Raw genomic sequence first — 15787 nt, forward strand, 5'->3', positions numbered from 1 at the left:
AAATAATTTGTGTTTGTGAACAAGCAAAAATTAATAGCTAATTATAGCCTTAACTAACTCTATATCTGTGGTGTTAGGGTATTTATCTTTTAGCATATTGAGTGCTTTTTCTAAATAGGGTGTACGGTAGTTACTATCACTAGCAATATAAAAATAGGCATCTGACTTAGCGTTGATAACTATTTTTTCATCTGAGTTTGGTTCATTTTGGCTTGCTTGATTTGTCATAATAAAAGGAGCCAAAGTTAGTATCGTTGAAGGCAGTGTGAAATAAGCAAAATATTCTTTTAACTCTTTAGTATCAGCAAAAGATTCGATAGTCGAAGAAATTAACAGAAGTACTAATAGATACTGTCTGATTTTTAAGCATACCGCCATATGTTTTTAATAAAAAAGTAGTCTCAAATTAATAGATATATTACATCAAAGAAGAAGTAAAAAAATAGGATTAGTAAATTGGATAGGATTGAGGCTGATAGGGGTAAACATAGTAGAAATAAAGAAAGCTAGTAAAATTAATTACTAGCTTTTTTATGATGGCGCAATGGACGAGCGACGAGCAAATACCTATATAATCTATAGTTATAAATTAGGCCAGTTATACCAATTGATACACAATGATATTATAAAAGATGTGTATAGAACTATAGACAGCTTACAATAATGGGGTTTAAATAATCTAACCCTTAAAGAATTTTAAATAATAGCTTGAGTAATAGGCATAAGCTTATATATGGATCACTACTAAATTTAATATTACAGTTTGATATATTAAAACCCCTTCTTTTTTCGAAAGGGTTTATTAGGATTTCTAAACAAATTATTTTTTCTGAATAGCTAATTGCATCATACGCCAGCTTCCCATTATATAATTTGGATCTTTTACTAGTTCTCGGATTTTACTAATAAGTGTTGTAAACTCTTGATCATTAGTAACTCCAGCAGAGATTAAAGGTTCTCGGATTTGCTCAAAAGATATGAAAGGAAAGCTTTTTTGACGCTCAGTTACTAGTGCAGGCATATTGAACTGAACATTCTTAATATTTACATTAAGCTCTTGAACTTTTTGCCATAGCTTTGGAAAACAATCATAGTTTAAAGAGGCTATATCAGCCATTTGCTTTACTAGATCATTAGCTCGTTGAAAATATTCATTGTCTTTGGGCCAACATTCATAGGGAAAGCCTGGTTCTTCAATTAAAATTAATGCGCCTTGTTTACAGGATTTCAAAATATTATTGAGACAGGCGTCCCAATTTCTCACATGCATTAACAAAAACCGAATATAAACCACATCAAACTTATCTTCTTCTAGCTCATTATCAGCAATATTATGCAGTTTAAATGCTACATTATTAGTATTATATTGTTTGCTGAGCTCATTGCAGATATCCACTTGCTCTTGTGATGAGTCTATTCCTAGGATATGACATTTAGGATAATTTTTTGATAACCAGAAGGCCATTTGACCATGACCACAGCCTATATCTAACAGGCGCTTAGTATTTTTTGGTAAGTTTTTCGATAAAAAGTTTTGGCTTCCTTCATCATAAACTTCTGCCAAAATAGATAATCTTTCTTGATCAGCACCACCTATGTTTGGTAAATATTCTAAAGACATAAGAATTCCTTCTTTAAATAAATGGTTAGAAATAAAATAGATCGTAAACTACTTAAAAGTTGTTATTTTTTAAATTAATCCCTAAGGATATTTATTTCTGTGTAGCTATCTAATAACTAGTTTTGTTATAGGTTGATTAAATACTGTTAGTTGCTCTCAGAATAAACCATAGCGTTTTTAGTACTTTCCCTTTTGGAAAAGCCACTAGCTCAGGTTCTATCATTGAAGGACGCCAACTAACCTTATATTGTCGTTGTGAGGCTGCTGGATAAACTCCTCCACCTTTAGAGGCTAACCATTTAGCTACTTTATAAAATAAAAATGAATCATTAATTTGCTTAGTATTTTCAAACTCAACCAAAGGCGTAAAGCCAAAATGTAAATAAGCGACTTGGTTTTCTTTTTTAAATTGATTTATTGCCGTTTGGTTAATAAGTTGCATTATTCCATTCGGAGCATCAGGTATTCTCCTAGAGAGGTTATGAAACCAGCCCAATGTCTTTCCGTAGGTACGGGTATATATAATATACGCTAAGACATTATCACCTATGGATGCAATATAAAGTCGATGTTCTCCAGAATTTAATTCGATGGAGTTAAAATCTATCACTAATTTACTTAATGCATTTCCCCCTTTATTTTTAAGCCATAAGGTATTAATAAACTCAAGTTGAGGTTTTAAAAGATCGAGCTTTTGTTGAGAAAATATTTCTTTAACAACGATACCTTTCTTTTTAGCTTTGTTAATTTTATTTCTTAACTGTTGGAAACTTTTCCCTTCAATAGTATAGTTTTCTAAGGATAACGAATAGCTTGCGCCCAGTTGGTTAATATTAAAACCATATTGTTTTAGTAGATTAAAATCAGACTCAGAAAAATGTAAAAAAATAGGGAATGTTTTGGCAGCTTTATTAAATTCCAGAAACTTGCTTAGTAAGTTTTGCTTATTCTCTTCTGATGAAAGAATACCTCCTATGCACATATTCATATTTTTGTATTTGAAAAAACCAATAGCTCCATAATCGTTTGTAAACCAGTTCACTTCTTTATTAAGCAATAGACAACTCAACGAGTTTGTTGAATGTTCTAATGCTGTTTTAAGAGAGGGAAATTGATTTACTTCTTGAGCATTGTTCGTTAATAAAGTAGAAAATGTTTTATGCATTTGTTATTAGTTCTCTTCATTAAAGGTGTTGTATAGGATAGGAGTGAAAGTGTGTTTTTTGGACATATTTAGCACACTTAAAGCATCGTTATACGCTATATTTTTCCCTATACTCAAATGCTGTTCTGAATTATCAAGAGCCATTGCTATCGTTTCAGATAAACAGGCAAGATTTACACCAGCAGGCACATCAATTATGTTTGAGTCACCATAAGAGGTTTTATTAGGCTGAGAAATAAGCCCACCTTCATAAATAAAATGTTCTTGATCTCTTACAAAATCAAAGGGTCTTGCTGCATCAAAAATAACAGCAGATTTTTTGACAGTTGAGGTGTTTAAAAAGGCTTTACCCTCGCTAGTGGCAGAAACAATAAAATCAGCCTGGCTCAATGCTTCCTCATAGCATTCTGTAACCTTAAGTCCGAGTGTGCCAGCTACCTTTGTCAACTGTTCTAATTGACTAGGAAAATCGAGCAAGGTTCGATTATCTAGTAATAACCATTGTTTAATATTACTTAGCAAAGACCCTTCAACAATAATATCTCTAGTTGTATTTACGACTTCTAGTAGGGATTTAATTAGTTCTGATAAAAGTAAATGGCCTGTTTTAGGTCTACCAACCAAAATTATTCTACTAAAATTATGAGCAAGACCAATTACTGAAATTTTTCCCACAGAACCGCGTGCGCCAATAACAGCTAATATTTGACTTGCTACTTCATTATTAAGCATAGATCTTATGCTTTCCACCACAGACATTCCAGTAAGAGAATTACCATTGGTTAATAATAGTTGTTGGCTATTATCAACTAAGTTCTTTCCTCCATCAGAAATAACTGATGTATAAGCGCCTAAACCTACCACCTCAGCATGATTTGACTTAGCGACATCTAAAAACTCATTCATAAGCCTAGTACGTTCTTTTTTAGAAAGTAGTAGCATTTTTTCTGCCCTAATAGGTGAAAAAATTAACATTCCGTTGCTATAACAAATGTTATTTTCCACAGCAAATTCAACTGCCACCTCAGGACTAAAATCAATAATTGCTGTTTCTGTAATCCATTCACTAAGCTGATCTTGTTGCTGTTGGGTATAATTTTGTTTTATCGCTTCACAGTAGTTATAATTTAATTCCTTAATTGAGGTGGTATGAATAAGGAATGCAAACTTTTTACCCTCTGGTAAGCTTTTATTAGTTATTTTAGTTGGTGCAATATTATTATTAATACTAACAGGATAAGACTCACTTAAAGGAGGCAAATCTGATAAATGAAGATCAATTAAATGGGCAAATAAAATATCATATCTACCATTTTGAATTATTTGACACACCCTATCAAAAGCATTAAAAAAGTAATCAATATCTTCTTTTGTAATATCTAAAGCAGGTTCAAATCTTATTGAACAAGGCCTTGACATTAAAGGCATAGTAAAAACACCATAGTGCTTTAATAAAAAACTACAGATTATGTATGCCAAGCCACCGCTTTTTTGACTAAAATTTAGTACTATATTCGAGGAGGCTTGAGGATCCTGTAGCTCCAAGCTACGCATCAAACCAAGTCCTTTCCAAGTAAAGATAGTGGAATATTTTTTTAATAAATCATTCAAATACATATCCACATAACTACTTATTTGCTGAACATGAACTTGTCTCTTTTTATCCTCACTGGTTAAATGGTTGATTACAGCTAGTCCCATACTTGCGGCTAAAACATTATTAGCAAAAGTAGAGCTATGTTTTTTATCAAACTCCATTAAGTGTAAATGTTTTGCATAAAGCATTGCTCCAATAGGCATAAAGCCTGCACCTAAAGCTTTTGAGAACAAAATAATGTCAGGTTTCAAATTATATAGGGTAGCAGCACAAAAACTGCCTAATCGACCTACACCCGTTTGAATCTCATCAAAAATAGAAACTGTACCATTTTCTTTACATAATTTTATGATATCTGTAAGTAGATTAGGGGGAATAACATTCATTCCTCCCTCACCTTGAACAGGTTCAATAATAAAAGACGCAAACGTTTTTGACTTGATTTTATCTTCAATTTGCTCGATATCATTAATATCAACATGTTCAAACATGTTTTCATCAGCAATATTATCTGCTTTAAACCTTTTTGAGCCTGTTGCAGATAAAGCAGAATATGTTTTACCATGAAAACTATCCACCAAGCTTAAAACTTTTTTTCTACCTGTATAGAGCCTAGAAAGTTTTATTGCTACCTCTACTGTTTCCGCACCACTATTGGTGAAAACACAGTAGGTATATTTTTTATTATCAATTTGCTCTGCTAGTTTTTCTGCTAATTTTTTTACTGTATGATGAATATTTGGCTGAGCCAGAATAGGGGACTCATTTCGTATGAAGTTGTTTATTTCTTCTATAGCAAACGAAGGATTATGGCCAAATGGTAAAGCACCATATTGTGCTAGATAGTCTTTAACTTTTCTTCCATCTTTTAAAAATAAATAACTGCCTTTAGCTGATTTGATATCAAGATTAAGTTTTGTCGCCTCTAATAGTTGTTCACGATAATAATTGACATACATAGCGATACCTCTTTCAAGCGAATGAGATTAAATTTTTTAGGTAAATTGATGAAAACTTTAAACACTAATCCTTCATGAGTTGACTAACTGTTTGATACTCACTTGTGGGATGAAATTTAAAAAGTTGAATAATAGAATAAAACTCAAAAATCTTTGGATTAGTCATAGCTTGTATACCGCCACAACAACGAACTATGTAGCTAGCCATATGCTCTAATATCTCTTCTAAGATATACCGTAAAGCTAGTATTTTTGGGATAGCATTTTCATCTTGATAGGAGCTATAGGCGATAGATAACATCTGTTTTAAGAGACCATAAACCCTGTATTTATTTTGGGTTATTCTGTATTTAATGGTATCTTGTTGTCTGATATATTGTGGTAAAAAATTTATCAATCCCTCTAAAGCACCAGCATAGGCGTTCGCTGCAAAGTAATTAAATAATGATAGTCCATAAGAAAGAACAGGTAATAATGCAATATCTTGATATTTAGAAACTAGATCATGCGTAACTTCTGCGTTATTAAATTTTACCTCTTGATTATCACACTCTTTTAGTAAATTAAGCTGACTAAAAGGTGTTATTTCAATATTTTTAGTATTTCTATCAATCAGTAACAGTTTCATTTTTTCGCAAGCATCGATGTCTTTCACTGAAATAACATAATAATCCGCTATAGATGAAAGGGTGCAAGGTTTTTTTGAACCACTAACTAATAAACGCTCATCTTGAGAAAAAATTTGAACAGATGGTGAAAAAATATTAGCTCCTGGTATAGCCTCAGCAAAAGCAGAAGCAAGTAAAATTTTTGAATCAAGAACCCCCTTTAAAATTTTTTCATTATCAATAAAAACGTCTGAATATTTTTTGCATGCCAGTAAGATATGATTATGCATGGTTAATGCTATGCCAACAGATGGTAATAGTGAAGAGGCTTCTCGAATAGTATTCCCCACCGTCTCAAGACTGTTTATATCATTATCAGCATTTAGTTCTAAACATTGCGCTGTTGCATTGGTTTTTAGTAGTAACTCTTTTAATTCTAAAGGTGTAATATCTAAGTATTTGTTAATATTATTTTTTAATTCATTTATTATTTTTGTCATTATAATATTTTCCTTATTTTTAGTTGAATATTAAAGTAGCCCCATATATTTCAAACGTGACTGTTGCATTTCGTTTACCAGATAATTTGATAGCTCTAAACGAGACTCAACAGTAGATTCTGATAGTAATAAACCATCATACAATTCATAACCCTCTATCAAAGATTTATGCTGCTCCATACCTTGTTGATACAAAGTTTCGCGTTCAACATAAAAATCACTGAAAGATACTTCATGCCATAATGCCAGCCCCTCATTAATGCATTCATGAGCTACTGCTTTAAGCGTATTATCTGATTCAATCTGCTCTTTAACTATATTGGCACAAACTGTTAAATGCCTTAACTCATCAACATTTGCTCTTGCTTGTATGGCGGATGCTGTTCTATCAAAAGGATACCACTTCACCTCACTTAACTCAGAAGTAGGAGCTAAAACTCCCTCTAACACAACAGTTATAATCAACACGCCAGCTAAATAATTATTTTTATCAGTCACCCATTTATCAAAGTAAGCTCTCAATGGAGTTATTATGTTTTTTAAGTGATCTTGAAGAAGATCTTCCATTTGTTTTGCAACTTCTTTGGAACTAGAAAAACCTATTCTTATTAGATGTTCTCTGAATAATTTAGCGTGTACGCCCTCATCAAATATTTGAGTTAGTAAATAATCAAAGTCAACATAATTTGGTGCTTTATCCGCTAATAGCAACAAACCTTTTGTTGCTTCATATTCACAAATTGATTTAAACGCTAACTCCCTAATAATAGATTCTCTTAATGGCCCTTGTTGATAAGTAAGCTTGGGATCATCTGCAAAATTTGTCTGATAATTATTCGTTACGTTTATTTGCTCATCAAACCAATTATCTAATCCCCAATCTACGGCTTTCATTTCAGTTGTTGATGCTTGAGCTATTAACTTCATATGCATTCACCTTTATTATTTTTAATTTAAGAAAAAGTTGTTTTTTTGAATTCATCAGATACCACTTTTGGAAAATTGCCTAATACTCCTCTATCAATTGAAATATGTACAAATAAAGCTAAAAAACTATAATTATCTTTGAAAAAATATAGCCAAATTAGACTGACTAAAACTAATACAGAAAAGTTATGACAACAGTTGTAGATTATGTAGAAAACGCGTGGTGGGGTATCGTTTTGTGTAAGTAAACTCCAAATACGTCCAGGATAATAACTTAAAATATCTATGCTAAAAAACAATATTAAAAACTGCCACCAATTGATGTTATTCGAAAATTCGTACGTTAAAAAAATACTAATCCAAAACAACGCAAAATATTCTAATCTTAATAACTTCATGCTATGAATCATTATTTATCCTCTCTATTTTCTTATTTTTATTTAAATTTTTAATAACGTCGCAGTATAGAATCTCAAAACTTTCATTACTTGTAATTGAAACTCTTAAACTATCGTATGTTTTTTTTTTACTATGCAAAAATACGACTTTAGTTTAATTGGTACTATTGCATCATTTATTTATTAATATAGATCAATGAAATTTGTAAAAGCTGAAAATTTATTGTGCCCTAGCGTAAGTAGACAAAATCTTAAAAAAATATTCATGAAAATCATTTATTTATTTTTAATATATGTGAACTAATTGAAAGCTATAATTTAAATAAATTAGAATAATCCAGAATTTAATATATTGTTATTTAAAAAGTAATTTTATTTAAACTCTTTTTTGGAGATGCTTGACAAAAGCAGTTAAAAGTGAGCATGATAAATTTTTTGCATTAAATAATCATAAATACCAATAAAAAGAAGTACATAAAAGATAGAAATATATACAAACTATCAATTTTAAGCCTATTTTTTACTTTTGTAGAATTAATATAGGAGAATATAAAATTTTGTTAATCAAGCATGTTACATAAAAGAACGCAGATACTAAAGCTAAATTACAGACAAGAACTGGAATGTGAATGGCTTATAAATTAAATCCCATATCTATGGTAATAAACTAGAACCACAGTCACCACTATAAAATTATTAACTAAAGAGGGGTAATTAAAAGTTATCCCCTTTTATTTTATAACCACAGAATAAGAAATTATTTAGTGTGGTTAAAATAAATGATAGGGGCTAAAATAGGGATTAACAAAAGCTCTTAAATGAAAAAAGGTTAGTAAAATGAATTACTAACCTTTTTATAATGGCGCAACGGACGGGACTCGAACCCGCGACCTCCTGCGTGACAGGCAGGCATTCTAACCAACTGAACTACCGCTGCGTGGTAATTGGTGGGTGGTAACGGGATCGAACCGCTGACCCTCTGCTTGTAAGGCAGATGCTCTCCCAGCTGAGCTAACCACCCTTCGTCTCCGAAAGTGTCGCGCATTCTACGGGTAACAGAAAAAATATGCAAGACCTATTTTGAAAAAAGTTTAAATTATTTTATTTTAAAAGGATAATTTATTAATTTAGTTATTGTTTTTAAATTAATTTGTATGAGTTTATAGAGTATTTGCAACTACTATAGCATTTTAATAAATGATTTTATAAATCATTATTAAAAAATACTTGGAAAGTGAATATTAATCTATATAAAAGAGAATGCTTAATTTTAGATGAGTATTTGATAATGACAAATAACTATCAACCTTCATTATTTATTCCCCATGGTGGTGGCCCTTGTTTTTTTATGGATTGGTCAGCAGGGGGTAATGTTTGGCAGAGTATGCAAGATTTTTTGGCTGGCTTAGCTAGAAAATTACCAGCAAAACCAAAAGCTATATTGATTATTTCAGGGCACTGGGAAGAGCCTGAGTTTACAGTTAATACAGTGATAAATCATACTTTATATTATGATTATTATGGTTTTCCTCCCTATACTTACCAATTAACTTACCCTGTTAAAGGTGATGAGCACTTAATAACAGGTCTTATGCAGTTGTTATCAAGTACAGGTATTAGTGTGCAGACGGATAATCAGCGAGGATTAGATCATGGTGTATTTATTCCTTTTAAGGTGATTTACCCTGATGCGGATATTCCTATTGTGCAATTATCATTAAAGAAAGGTTTGGATCCACAGACTCATATTAATTTAGGTAAGGTATTGGCACCTTTACGTAAAGAAGGAGTATTAATTGTGGGTAGTGGTATGAGTTATCATAATTTAGGTGTTTGGAATGGAGAGTTAGCCGCTACAGCCTCGCAGGTATTTAATGAATGGTTAATAGCAACACTTGAGGAAGATGATATAGATAAGCGTAATAGGTTATTATGTTATTGGCAGGAAGCCCCTTATGCGCGTATAGCGCATCCTAGGGAAGAGCATTTATTACCGTTAATGGTAGCAGTGGGGGCAGGTGATAGTGATAAAGGCCATTGTATTTATTCAGGTAAGGTTGGAGAGTTATCTTTTTCAGCATTTCGCTTTGGTTAGTTTTAATAGTTAGTATGAAAATACTTGGCTTAAAGCTTGATCTGGGCTACTATGCGCGCTTTAGCCAACTAGTTATGGGAAGCTTTCCATGCCCAAACATAAAGTAGTTTATCCAGGAACCTTTGATCCTATTACCTGTGGACATGTGGATATTGTTGAGCGTGCGGCAAGGATGTTTGATCATATTGTTATTGCTGTTGCTGAAAGTCCAAAAAAGAAGCCGTTATTTTCTTTAGAGGAGCGTGTGTCGCTAGCTAGAGAGGTGACCAAGCACCTTGATAATGTTGAGGTTATAGGTTTTTCTTGTCTATTAGCACATTTTATGTGTGAGCAAGGAATTAGTACTTTAATCAGAGGGTTGCGTGCTATTTCTGATTTTGAGTATGAATTTCAGTTAGCTAATATGAATAGAGCCTTAGTACCTACTTTGGAAAGTCTATTTTTAACTCCATCTGAAAAGTTTTCTTATATTTCTTCTACGTTTGTTAGAGAAATTTCTTCCCTTGGTGGCGATATCAGTAAGTTTGTACCGCCAGAAGTTGAGAAAGCTCTAAAAGTGAAGTTTTCTCAGTAGTTTATGTTAAAATAACATGGTCTTGAAGTAAGTTATCAACTTAAAGTTGATAGGAGTTGTTATGTCATTAATCATTACTGATGACTGTATCAATTGTGATGTGTGTGAGCCTGAATGCCCTAATGAAGCCATTTCTCAGGGCGAAGAGATTTATGTAATAGATCCTAAGCGTTGTACAGAGTGTGTTGGACATTATGATGAACCACAGTGTCAGCAAGTATGCCCAGTAGATTGTATACCGCTTGATCCTAATAATCAGGAAACAAAAGAACAGTTAATGGAAAAGTATATTAAATTAACTGAAAAAGCTTAGTTGCTTATTATTAAGCGATCATTGTTATGATCGCTTGTCTTGTTTTTCTTCTGCCCATAATTTTATTGGCTGTCCATTTTCAGGCCATAGCTGCAATTGTTGAATGTCTGAAAAATCCCAAGATTTAATAGTTTTTAAAGCATTTAAAAAACGTTGTTCTTGTTCCATCAGTGCAGGTGCGCAATCTTTTTTAGTGACGCTGATAGAGTTGTCAAAAGTTAGTTTGTTACCTTGTAGTTGATAGTTGGTAGACCAATAATTACAACCAGCTAAACCATAGGCTTTATTATCTTGATCTAGAACGATATTAAGGTAGCTGTAATCCATTAAGGGACGTTCACCAATCCACTCCACTCGATAGCTTGTTTGTAGCTGTAATGTGGGTGATAAAACTTGATTATTTTGCATAGATGAACAGGCGCTCATGGTAATCATGAGTAAAAGTAATAGTCTTGTCATAAATCGTATCCTTTAAATTTCATAAAAAAATTTTAACTATTATATAGTTAGGTTATTTGTAACAGTTTATTAGACTAATGGCTAATATTAAAATAATATTATCTTTAGCTTTTTTTATTGAGTTAGGGTAGAGTAATAATACTGAGTTTGTATGGAGCTTGGAAGTCGCCTAGTGACAATTCTTACAGTTCGTTTGAATGACTTGTATAACTCCTTGCACTCGGTTATAGAAGTGCGCATTAATTCGTTAGTGTGGCGTAAAGTTTGTATAGTTTCAAGGAGTTTAGGCATGTCTAACCGTCAAAACGGTACTGTCAAATGGTTTAATAATGAAAAAGGCTTTGGCTTTATTTCTCAAGACGCTGGTCCTGATTTATTCGTTCATTACCGTGCTATTGAAGGCACAGGTTTTAAATCGTTAAAAGAAGGACAAAAAGTTAGCTTCGTTGCTACTGAGGGTCAAAAAGGAATGCAAGCTGATCAAGTTCAACTTATTGGCTAATTTGTATTACCTATATTTGCATAGTATTTAAAGCCTCCTTTTTAGGAGGTTTTTTTATGGCCGGACTAAAAAAGAATAATTAATCACTTATTTTGTCAGTTTACTGAAATTTTATTATTAGGGGCTTGACATAATCCTTCTAGATGAGAATAATAACGCCCTCTTTAATGGCAACGTAGCTCAGTTGGTTAGAGCACGGCATTCATAATGCTGGGGTCGGTGGTTCAAGTCCACTCGTTGCTACCATATTGAAAGCCTTCTTATACTAAGAAGGTTTTTTATTTTGCACTCTGTTATTTTTTGTAGGCATACCTAGAGTTTTAGGTATGCCTTTTTATTTATAGAATGAGATAAACAGTAGTATCTCAAGTTGTTAATAACTTTTCCTGGTGATTTCTGCAGAAAGTAATAATAAAAGAATTATCATCAATAGTGAAAGCATACCAAATGAACTTCTTCTTCATCAGTTTCTAAACTATTTAGAGTATATCGCTGGTACCTATGCTAACAATATATTATTGAAAGACAGCAGTAATGTCGTCAGATTTATTGATATAAATAATGGTTTGTTTTGTATTATTTGTTTATACACAACTTCTCTTATAGATTAGATTGAATCATGAAGGGATTGTAACAAGTGTAGTAAGGCAAATTAATAGCGGATTAATAAATATTATGTAACTTATTCTTGATGGGTAAACTTGAAGCCTTATTAGTTTATCCCCATATAGAAGAAATAACAATTTTCTCATTAGATTGGAGGGTTTTCCTTTGACCACTATCGTTTCTATTCGCCGTAATGGCAAAGTGGTTATGGGCGGCGATGGTCAAGTTTCTTTAGGCAATACTGTAATGAAAGGTAATGCTAAGAAAGTACGCCGTTTATATCATGGACAAGTTATTGCTGGTTTTGCTGGTGCTACTGCAGATGCTTTTACCTTATTTGAACGTTTTGAGGCACAGCTGGAAAAACACCAAGGTCATTTGGTACGAGCGGCTGTTGAATTGACTAAAGATTGGCGTACTGACCGCTCATTAAGTCGTTTAGAAGCTATGTTAGCAGTGGCTAATAAAGATGCTTCACTTATTCTAACAGGTAATGGCGATGTGTTAGACCCAGAAGATGGTTTAATTGCTATGGGATCAGGTGGTCCTTATGCACAAGCAGCAGCTAAAGCATTACTTATGCATACTGAGATGTCAGCTAGAGAAATAGCTGAAACTGCATTGAATATTGCAGGCAGTATTTGTATTTATACAAATCAAAATTTAGCTATTGAAGAACTTGACTGTAATTAAAATATATTAATAGTGTTAGCTATTAATAAGGATATGGAGTTAAAAAATGTCCATGACACCCCGTGAAATCGTTCATGAACTAGATCGTTTTATTATCGGTCAAGATGAGGCTAAGCGAGCAGTAGCTATTGCATTACGTAATCGCTGGCGCCGTATGCAGTTGCCTGCTGAATTAAGAACAGAAGTAACCCCTAAGAATATTTTAATGATTGGCCCTACAGGGGTTGGTAAAACCGAAATTGCCCGTCGTTTAGCACGTTTAGCCAATGCTCCTTTTGTAAAAGTAGAGGCTACTAAGTTTACTGAAGTGGGATATGTTGGTCGTGATGTTGAGTCGATTATTCGTGATCTAGCTGATGCAGCTATCAAAATGCTCCGTGAGCAGGAAATACAACGTGTTAATCATAGGGCAGAGGATGCGGCAGAAGAACGTATTCTAGATGCATTATTAACACCTGCCCGTTCTGCAAGTAGTGGTTTTGAGCAAGAGGCTGTTGCTGGAAGTGATTCTAATACCCGTCAATTATTCCGTAAACGTCTACGTGAAGGTCAGTTAGATGATAAGGAAATTGAAATAGAAGTAGCTGCTGTACCCGTTGGTGTTGAGATTATGTCACCACCAGGTATGGAAGAAATGACCAGTCAGTTGCAAAACTTATTCTCTGGTATGAATAAGGGTAAGCGACAAACACAGAAATTGAAAATTAAAGATGCTCGTAAAATTCTGCGTGATGAAGAAGCTGCAAGCATGGTTAATGAAGAAGAGCTAAAGGCCAAAGCTTTAGAAGCTGTTGAGCAAAATGGTATTGTCTTTATCGATGAAATTGATAAAGTGGCTAAACGTGGCAATGTTGGTGGTGCCGATGTTTCTCGTGAAGGTGTGCAGCGTGACTTATTACCTCTAATTGAAGGTTGTACCGTTAATACCAAATTAGGTATGTTAAAAACAGATCATATTCTGTTTATTGCTTCTGGTGCTTTCCATTTAGCTAAGCCAAGTGATTTAGTGCCTGAGTTGCAAGGTCGTTTACCAATACGGGTAGAGTTAAAAGCATTAACGCCTAATGATTTTGAGCGTATTTTAACGGAGCCACATGCCTCATTAACTAAGCAATATGTTGAGCTCTTAAAAACTGAAGGTTTAAATATAGATTTTAAAGAAGATGGCATTAATCGTATTGCTGAGATTGCTTGGCAAGTGAATGAAAAGACGGAAAATATAGGCGCTCGTCGATTACATACCTTGTTAGAAAGGTTATTAGAGGAAGTATCTTTTAGTGCAACAGATTTAGCCACTAAAGATGATAAACCAATAATACTTGATGCAGCTTATGTGAATGAACATTTAGGTGAGTTAGCGCAAGATGAAGATTTATCTCGCTATATCCTCTAAATAGTTAATACAGACCATCGTTTGATGGTCTGTAATTTATGCCAATCACATCATATTTATTATAAAAAACTGTAAATTTGACTTGTAACTTCTCAATAAATCAGTAGAATGCACCACACAGTTTTTTATTACCGATTAATGGCGACTCTATCGGTCCCCTCGCAATGATTAACTATCAACCTGGTCAGATCCGGAAGGAAGCAGCCATAGTAGTGAACTCATGTGCCGGGGTGCGGCTGATAGAGGAGCCACCTAAATTTAAAAAGCGCTCAGATGAGCGCTTTTTTATGTCTACCTATTAACAACAAGCTTCATTTAGTGTACTAGCTTGAGTAATGCTGCTATTAGCAGGAATGCTCTTAGTTAACCAAACATTACCTCCTACTGTAGAGCCTTTGCCTATGGTAACTCGGCCTAAAATAGTAGCACCCGCATAAATAACCACATCATCTTCTACAATAGGGTGACGAGGATAACCTTTCTGTAAGTTACCTGACTCATCAGCAGTAAATCGTTTAGCACCTAAAGTAACGGCCTGATAAATACGTACTCGATTACCAATCACACAGGTTTCTCCAATAACCACGCCTGTACCATGATCAATAAAGAAGCTTTCTCCAATAGTGGCGCCTGGATGAATATCTATGCCTGTGGCTGAGTGGGCTAACTCTGCTGTAATTCTCGCTAATAAGGTTAAACCAACTGTATAGAGATAATGAGCAAGGCGGTGGTAGATAATAGCCAATACACCAGGATAGCAGAGTAATACTTCATCTACACTACGAGCGGCTGGATCACCGTTGTAGGCTGCAATAACATCTGTATCTAATAACTTACGAATATTAGGTAGTGCAAAAGCAAATTCTTGAACAATGGAGGTCGCTTGGGTATGAACATCTTCTATGGTTGTACCCTGATATTTTGCATTGTAGCAAAGCTCAAGATAGGCTTGATTTTGCAGAGCATTCAAAGCAGCATCCAAAGAATGACCAACATAGAAATCTTCACTTTCTTCTCTTAGATCAGATGGGCCTAAACGCATAGGAAACAGGGCGCGAGTGATAGTGTCGATAATCTCACTCATAATAGTTCGAGAAGGTAATTCTCTGCCTGCGTTACGTGTCCTACCATGATTAGTGCGCCATTCATTGCGTACCTCTCGTAATTCACTTACTATTTTTTGTAAATTCCAAGAGGGAGTGGCTTTGCAGTAGGTGTTGTATGTTTTAATAACCATTAGTTGCTCCGTTCAACAAACGAATGCTATTGAATAACAAAGATGATAATGATAAACAAAATTGTTAAGTAGTGGTTAATAATTTTATGATTAATTTTTAATGATATGGAATGTGAATTGACAGAGAAGAGGAAAGCCAT

Annotated in this window: 14 protein-coding genes, 3 tRNA genes and 1 other RNA gene; 8 read left to right on the forward strand and 10 right to left on the reverse strand. The window is 33.7% G+C overall.

What is annotated here, in order from left to right; genetic code table 11:
* Nucleotides 1–30: 30 nt before the first annotated feature.
* The 8 genes from MTZ49_RS05025 to MTZ49_RS05060 form a co-directional block, all read right to left on the reverse strand.
* Nucleotides 31–228, reverse strand: a complete 198-nt coding sequence (locus MTZ49_RS05025) for a DUF2388 domain-containing protein (protein ID WP_264747270.1) — start codon at nt 226–228, stop codon at nt 31–33.
* A gap of 592 nt (nt 229–820) precedes the next feature.
* A complete protein-coding gene (locus tag MTZ49_RS05030; RefSeq protein ID WP_264747271.1) occupies nt 821–1621 on the reverse strand; it encodes a class I SAM-dependent methyltransferase in 801 nt (266 codons plus the stop codon).
* Nucleotides 1622–1757: 136 nt separating this feature from the next.
* Nucleotides 1758–2786, reverse strand: a complete 1029-nt coding sequence (locus tag MTZ49_RS05035; protein WP_264747272.1) for a DUF2156 domain-containing protein — start codon at nt 2784–2786, stop codon at nt 1758–1760.
* 6 nt (nt 2787–2792) lie between these two features.
* Nucleotides 2793–5342, reverse strand: a complete 2550-nt coding sequence (locus tag MTZ49_RS05040; RefSeq protein WP_264747273.1) for an aminotransferase class III-fold pyridoxal phosphate-dependent enzyme — start codon at nt 5340–5342, stop codon at nt 2793–2795.
* A gap of 64 nt (nt 5343–5406) precedes the next feature.
* A complete protein-coding gene (locus tag MTZ49_RS05045) occupies nt 5407–6450 on the reverse strand; it encodes an acyl-CoA dehydrogenase family protein (protein ID WP_264747274.1) in 1044 nt (347 codons plus the stop codon).
* Nucleotides 6451–6480: 30 nt separating this feature from the next.
* A complete protein-coding gene (locus MTZ49_RS05050) occupies nt 6481–7377 on the reverse strand; it encodes a hypothetical protein (RefSeq protein ID WP_264747275.1) in 897 nt (298 codons plus the stop codon).
* 1258 nt (nt 7378–8635) lie between these two features.
* Nucleotides 8636–8712 (reverse strand) — tRNA-Asp (locus tag MTZ49_RS05055).
* A gap of 8 nt (nt 8713–8720) precedes the next feature.
* A tRNA-Val gene (locus MTZ49_RS05060) sits at nt 8721–8796 on the reverse strand.
* Nucleotides 8797–9063: 267 nt separating this feature from the next.
* Between MTZ49_RS05060 and MTZ49_RS05065 the strand changes: the two genes are divergently transcribed.
* The 3 genes from MTZ49_RS05065 to MTZ49_RS05075 all read left to right on the forward strand — a co-directional run bounded on the left by MTZ49_RS05065 (nt 9064) and on the right by MTZ49_RS05075 (nt 10757).
* Nucleotides 9064–9870, forward strand: a complete 807-nt coding sequence (locus MTZ49_RS05065; protein ID WP_264747276.1) for a DODA-type extradiol aromatic ring-opening family dioxygenase — start codon at nt 9064–9066, stop codon at nt 9868–9870.
* An 88-nt stretch (nt 9871–9958) separates the two neighbouring features.
* On the forward strand, nt 9959–10444 hold the full coding sequence (coaD, locus tag MTZ49_RS05070) for a pantetheine-phosphate adenylyltransferase (protein WP_264747277.1): 486 nt from the start codon (nt 9959–9961) through the stop codon (nt 10442–10444).
* 61 nt (nt 10445–10505) lie between these two features.
* Nucleotides 10506–10757: a YfhL family 4Fe-4S dicluster ferredoxin gene (locus MTZ49_RS05075; protein ID WP_264747278.1), complete on the forward strand. Its 252-nt coding sequence runs from the start codon at nt 10506–10508 to the stop codon at nt 10755–10757.
* A gap of 24 nt (nt 10758–10781) precedes the next feature.
* Here the strand turns inward: MTZ49_RS05075 and MTZ49_RS05080 are convergent, their stop codons facing one another.
* Complete coding sequence (locus MTZ49_RS05080; protein ID WP_264747279.1) at nt 10782–11216, reverse strand: META domain-containing protein; 435 nt, start codon at nt 11214–11216, stop codon at nt 10782–10784.
* Between the two features lie 289 nt (nt 11217–11505).
* On the opposite strand from MTZ49_RS05080, the gene MTZ49_RS05085 reads away from it, so the two are divergent.
* The 5 genes from MTZ49_RS05085 (at nt 11506) to ffs (ending at nt 14655) form a co-directional block, all read left to right on the forward strand.
* Nucleotides 11506–11718: a cold-shock protein gene (locus MTZ49_RS05085; protein ID WP_264747280.1), complete on the forward strand. Its 213-nt coding sequence runs from the start codon at nt 11506–11508 to the stop codon at nt 11716–11718.
* Between the two features lie 169 nt (nt 11719–11887).
* Nucleotides 11888–11964, forward strand: a tRNA-Met gene (locus MTZ49_RS05090).
* Nucleotides 11965–12489: 525 nt separating this feature from the next.
* On the forward strand, nt 12490–13017 hold the full coding sequence (hslV, locus tag MTZ49_RS05095) for an ATP-dependent protease subunit HslV (protein WP_264747281.1): 528 nt from the start codon (nt 12490–12492) through the stop codon (nt 13015–13017).
* 46 nt (nt 13018–13063) lie between these two features.
* On the forward strand, nt 13064–14410 hold the full coding sequence (hslU, locus tag MTZ49_RS05100) for an ATP-dependent protease ATPase subunit HslU (RefSeq protein WP_264747282.1): 1347 nt from the start codon (nt 13064–13066) through the stop codon (nt 14408–14410).
* Nucleotides 14411–14558: 148 nt separating this feature from the next.
* An RNA gene (gene ffs / locus MTZ49_RS05105) (signal recognition particle sRNA small type) lies at nt 14559–14655 on the forward strand.
* A 53-nt stretch (nt 14656–14708) separates the two neighbouring features.
* Here the strand turns inward: ffs and epsC are convergent.
* Nucleotides 14709–15647: a serine O-acetyltransferase EpsC gene (epsC, locus tag MTZ49_RS05110; protein ID WP_264747283.1), complete on the reverse strand. Its 939-nt coding sequence runs from the start codon at nt 15645–15647 to the stop codon at nt 14709–14711.
* Between the last annotated feature and the right edge of the window lie 140 nt (nt 15648–15787).

It is taken from the genome of Entomomonas sp. E2T0 (assembly GCF_025985425.1).
In the GTDB taxonomy this organism is placed as follows: Bacteria; Pseudomonadota; Gammaproteobacteria; order Pseudomonadales; family Pseudomonadaceae; genus Entomomonas.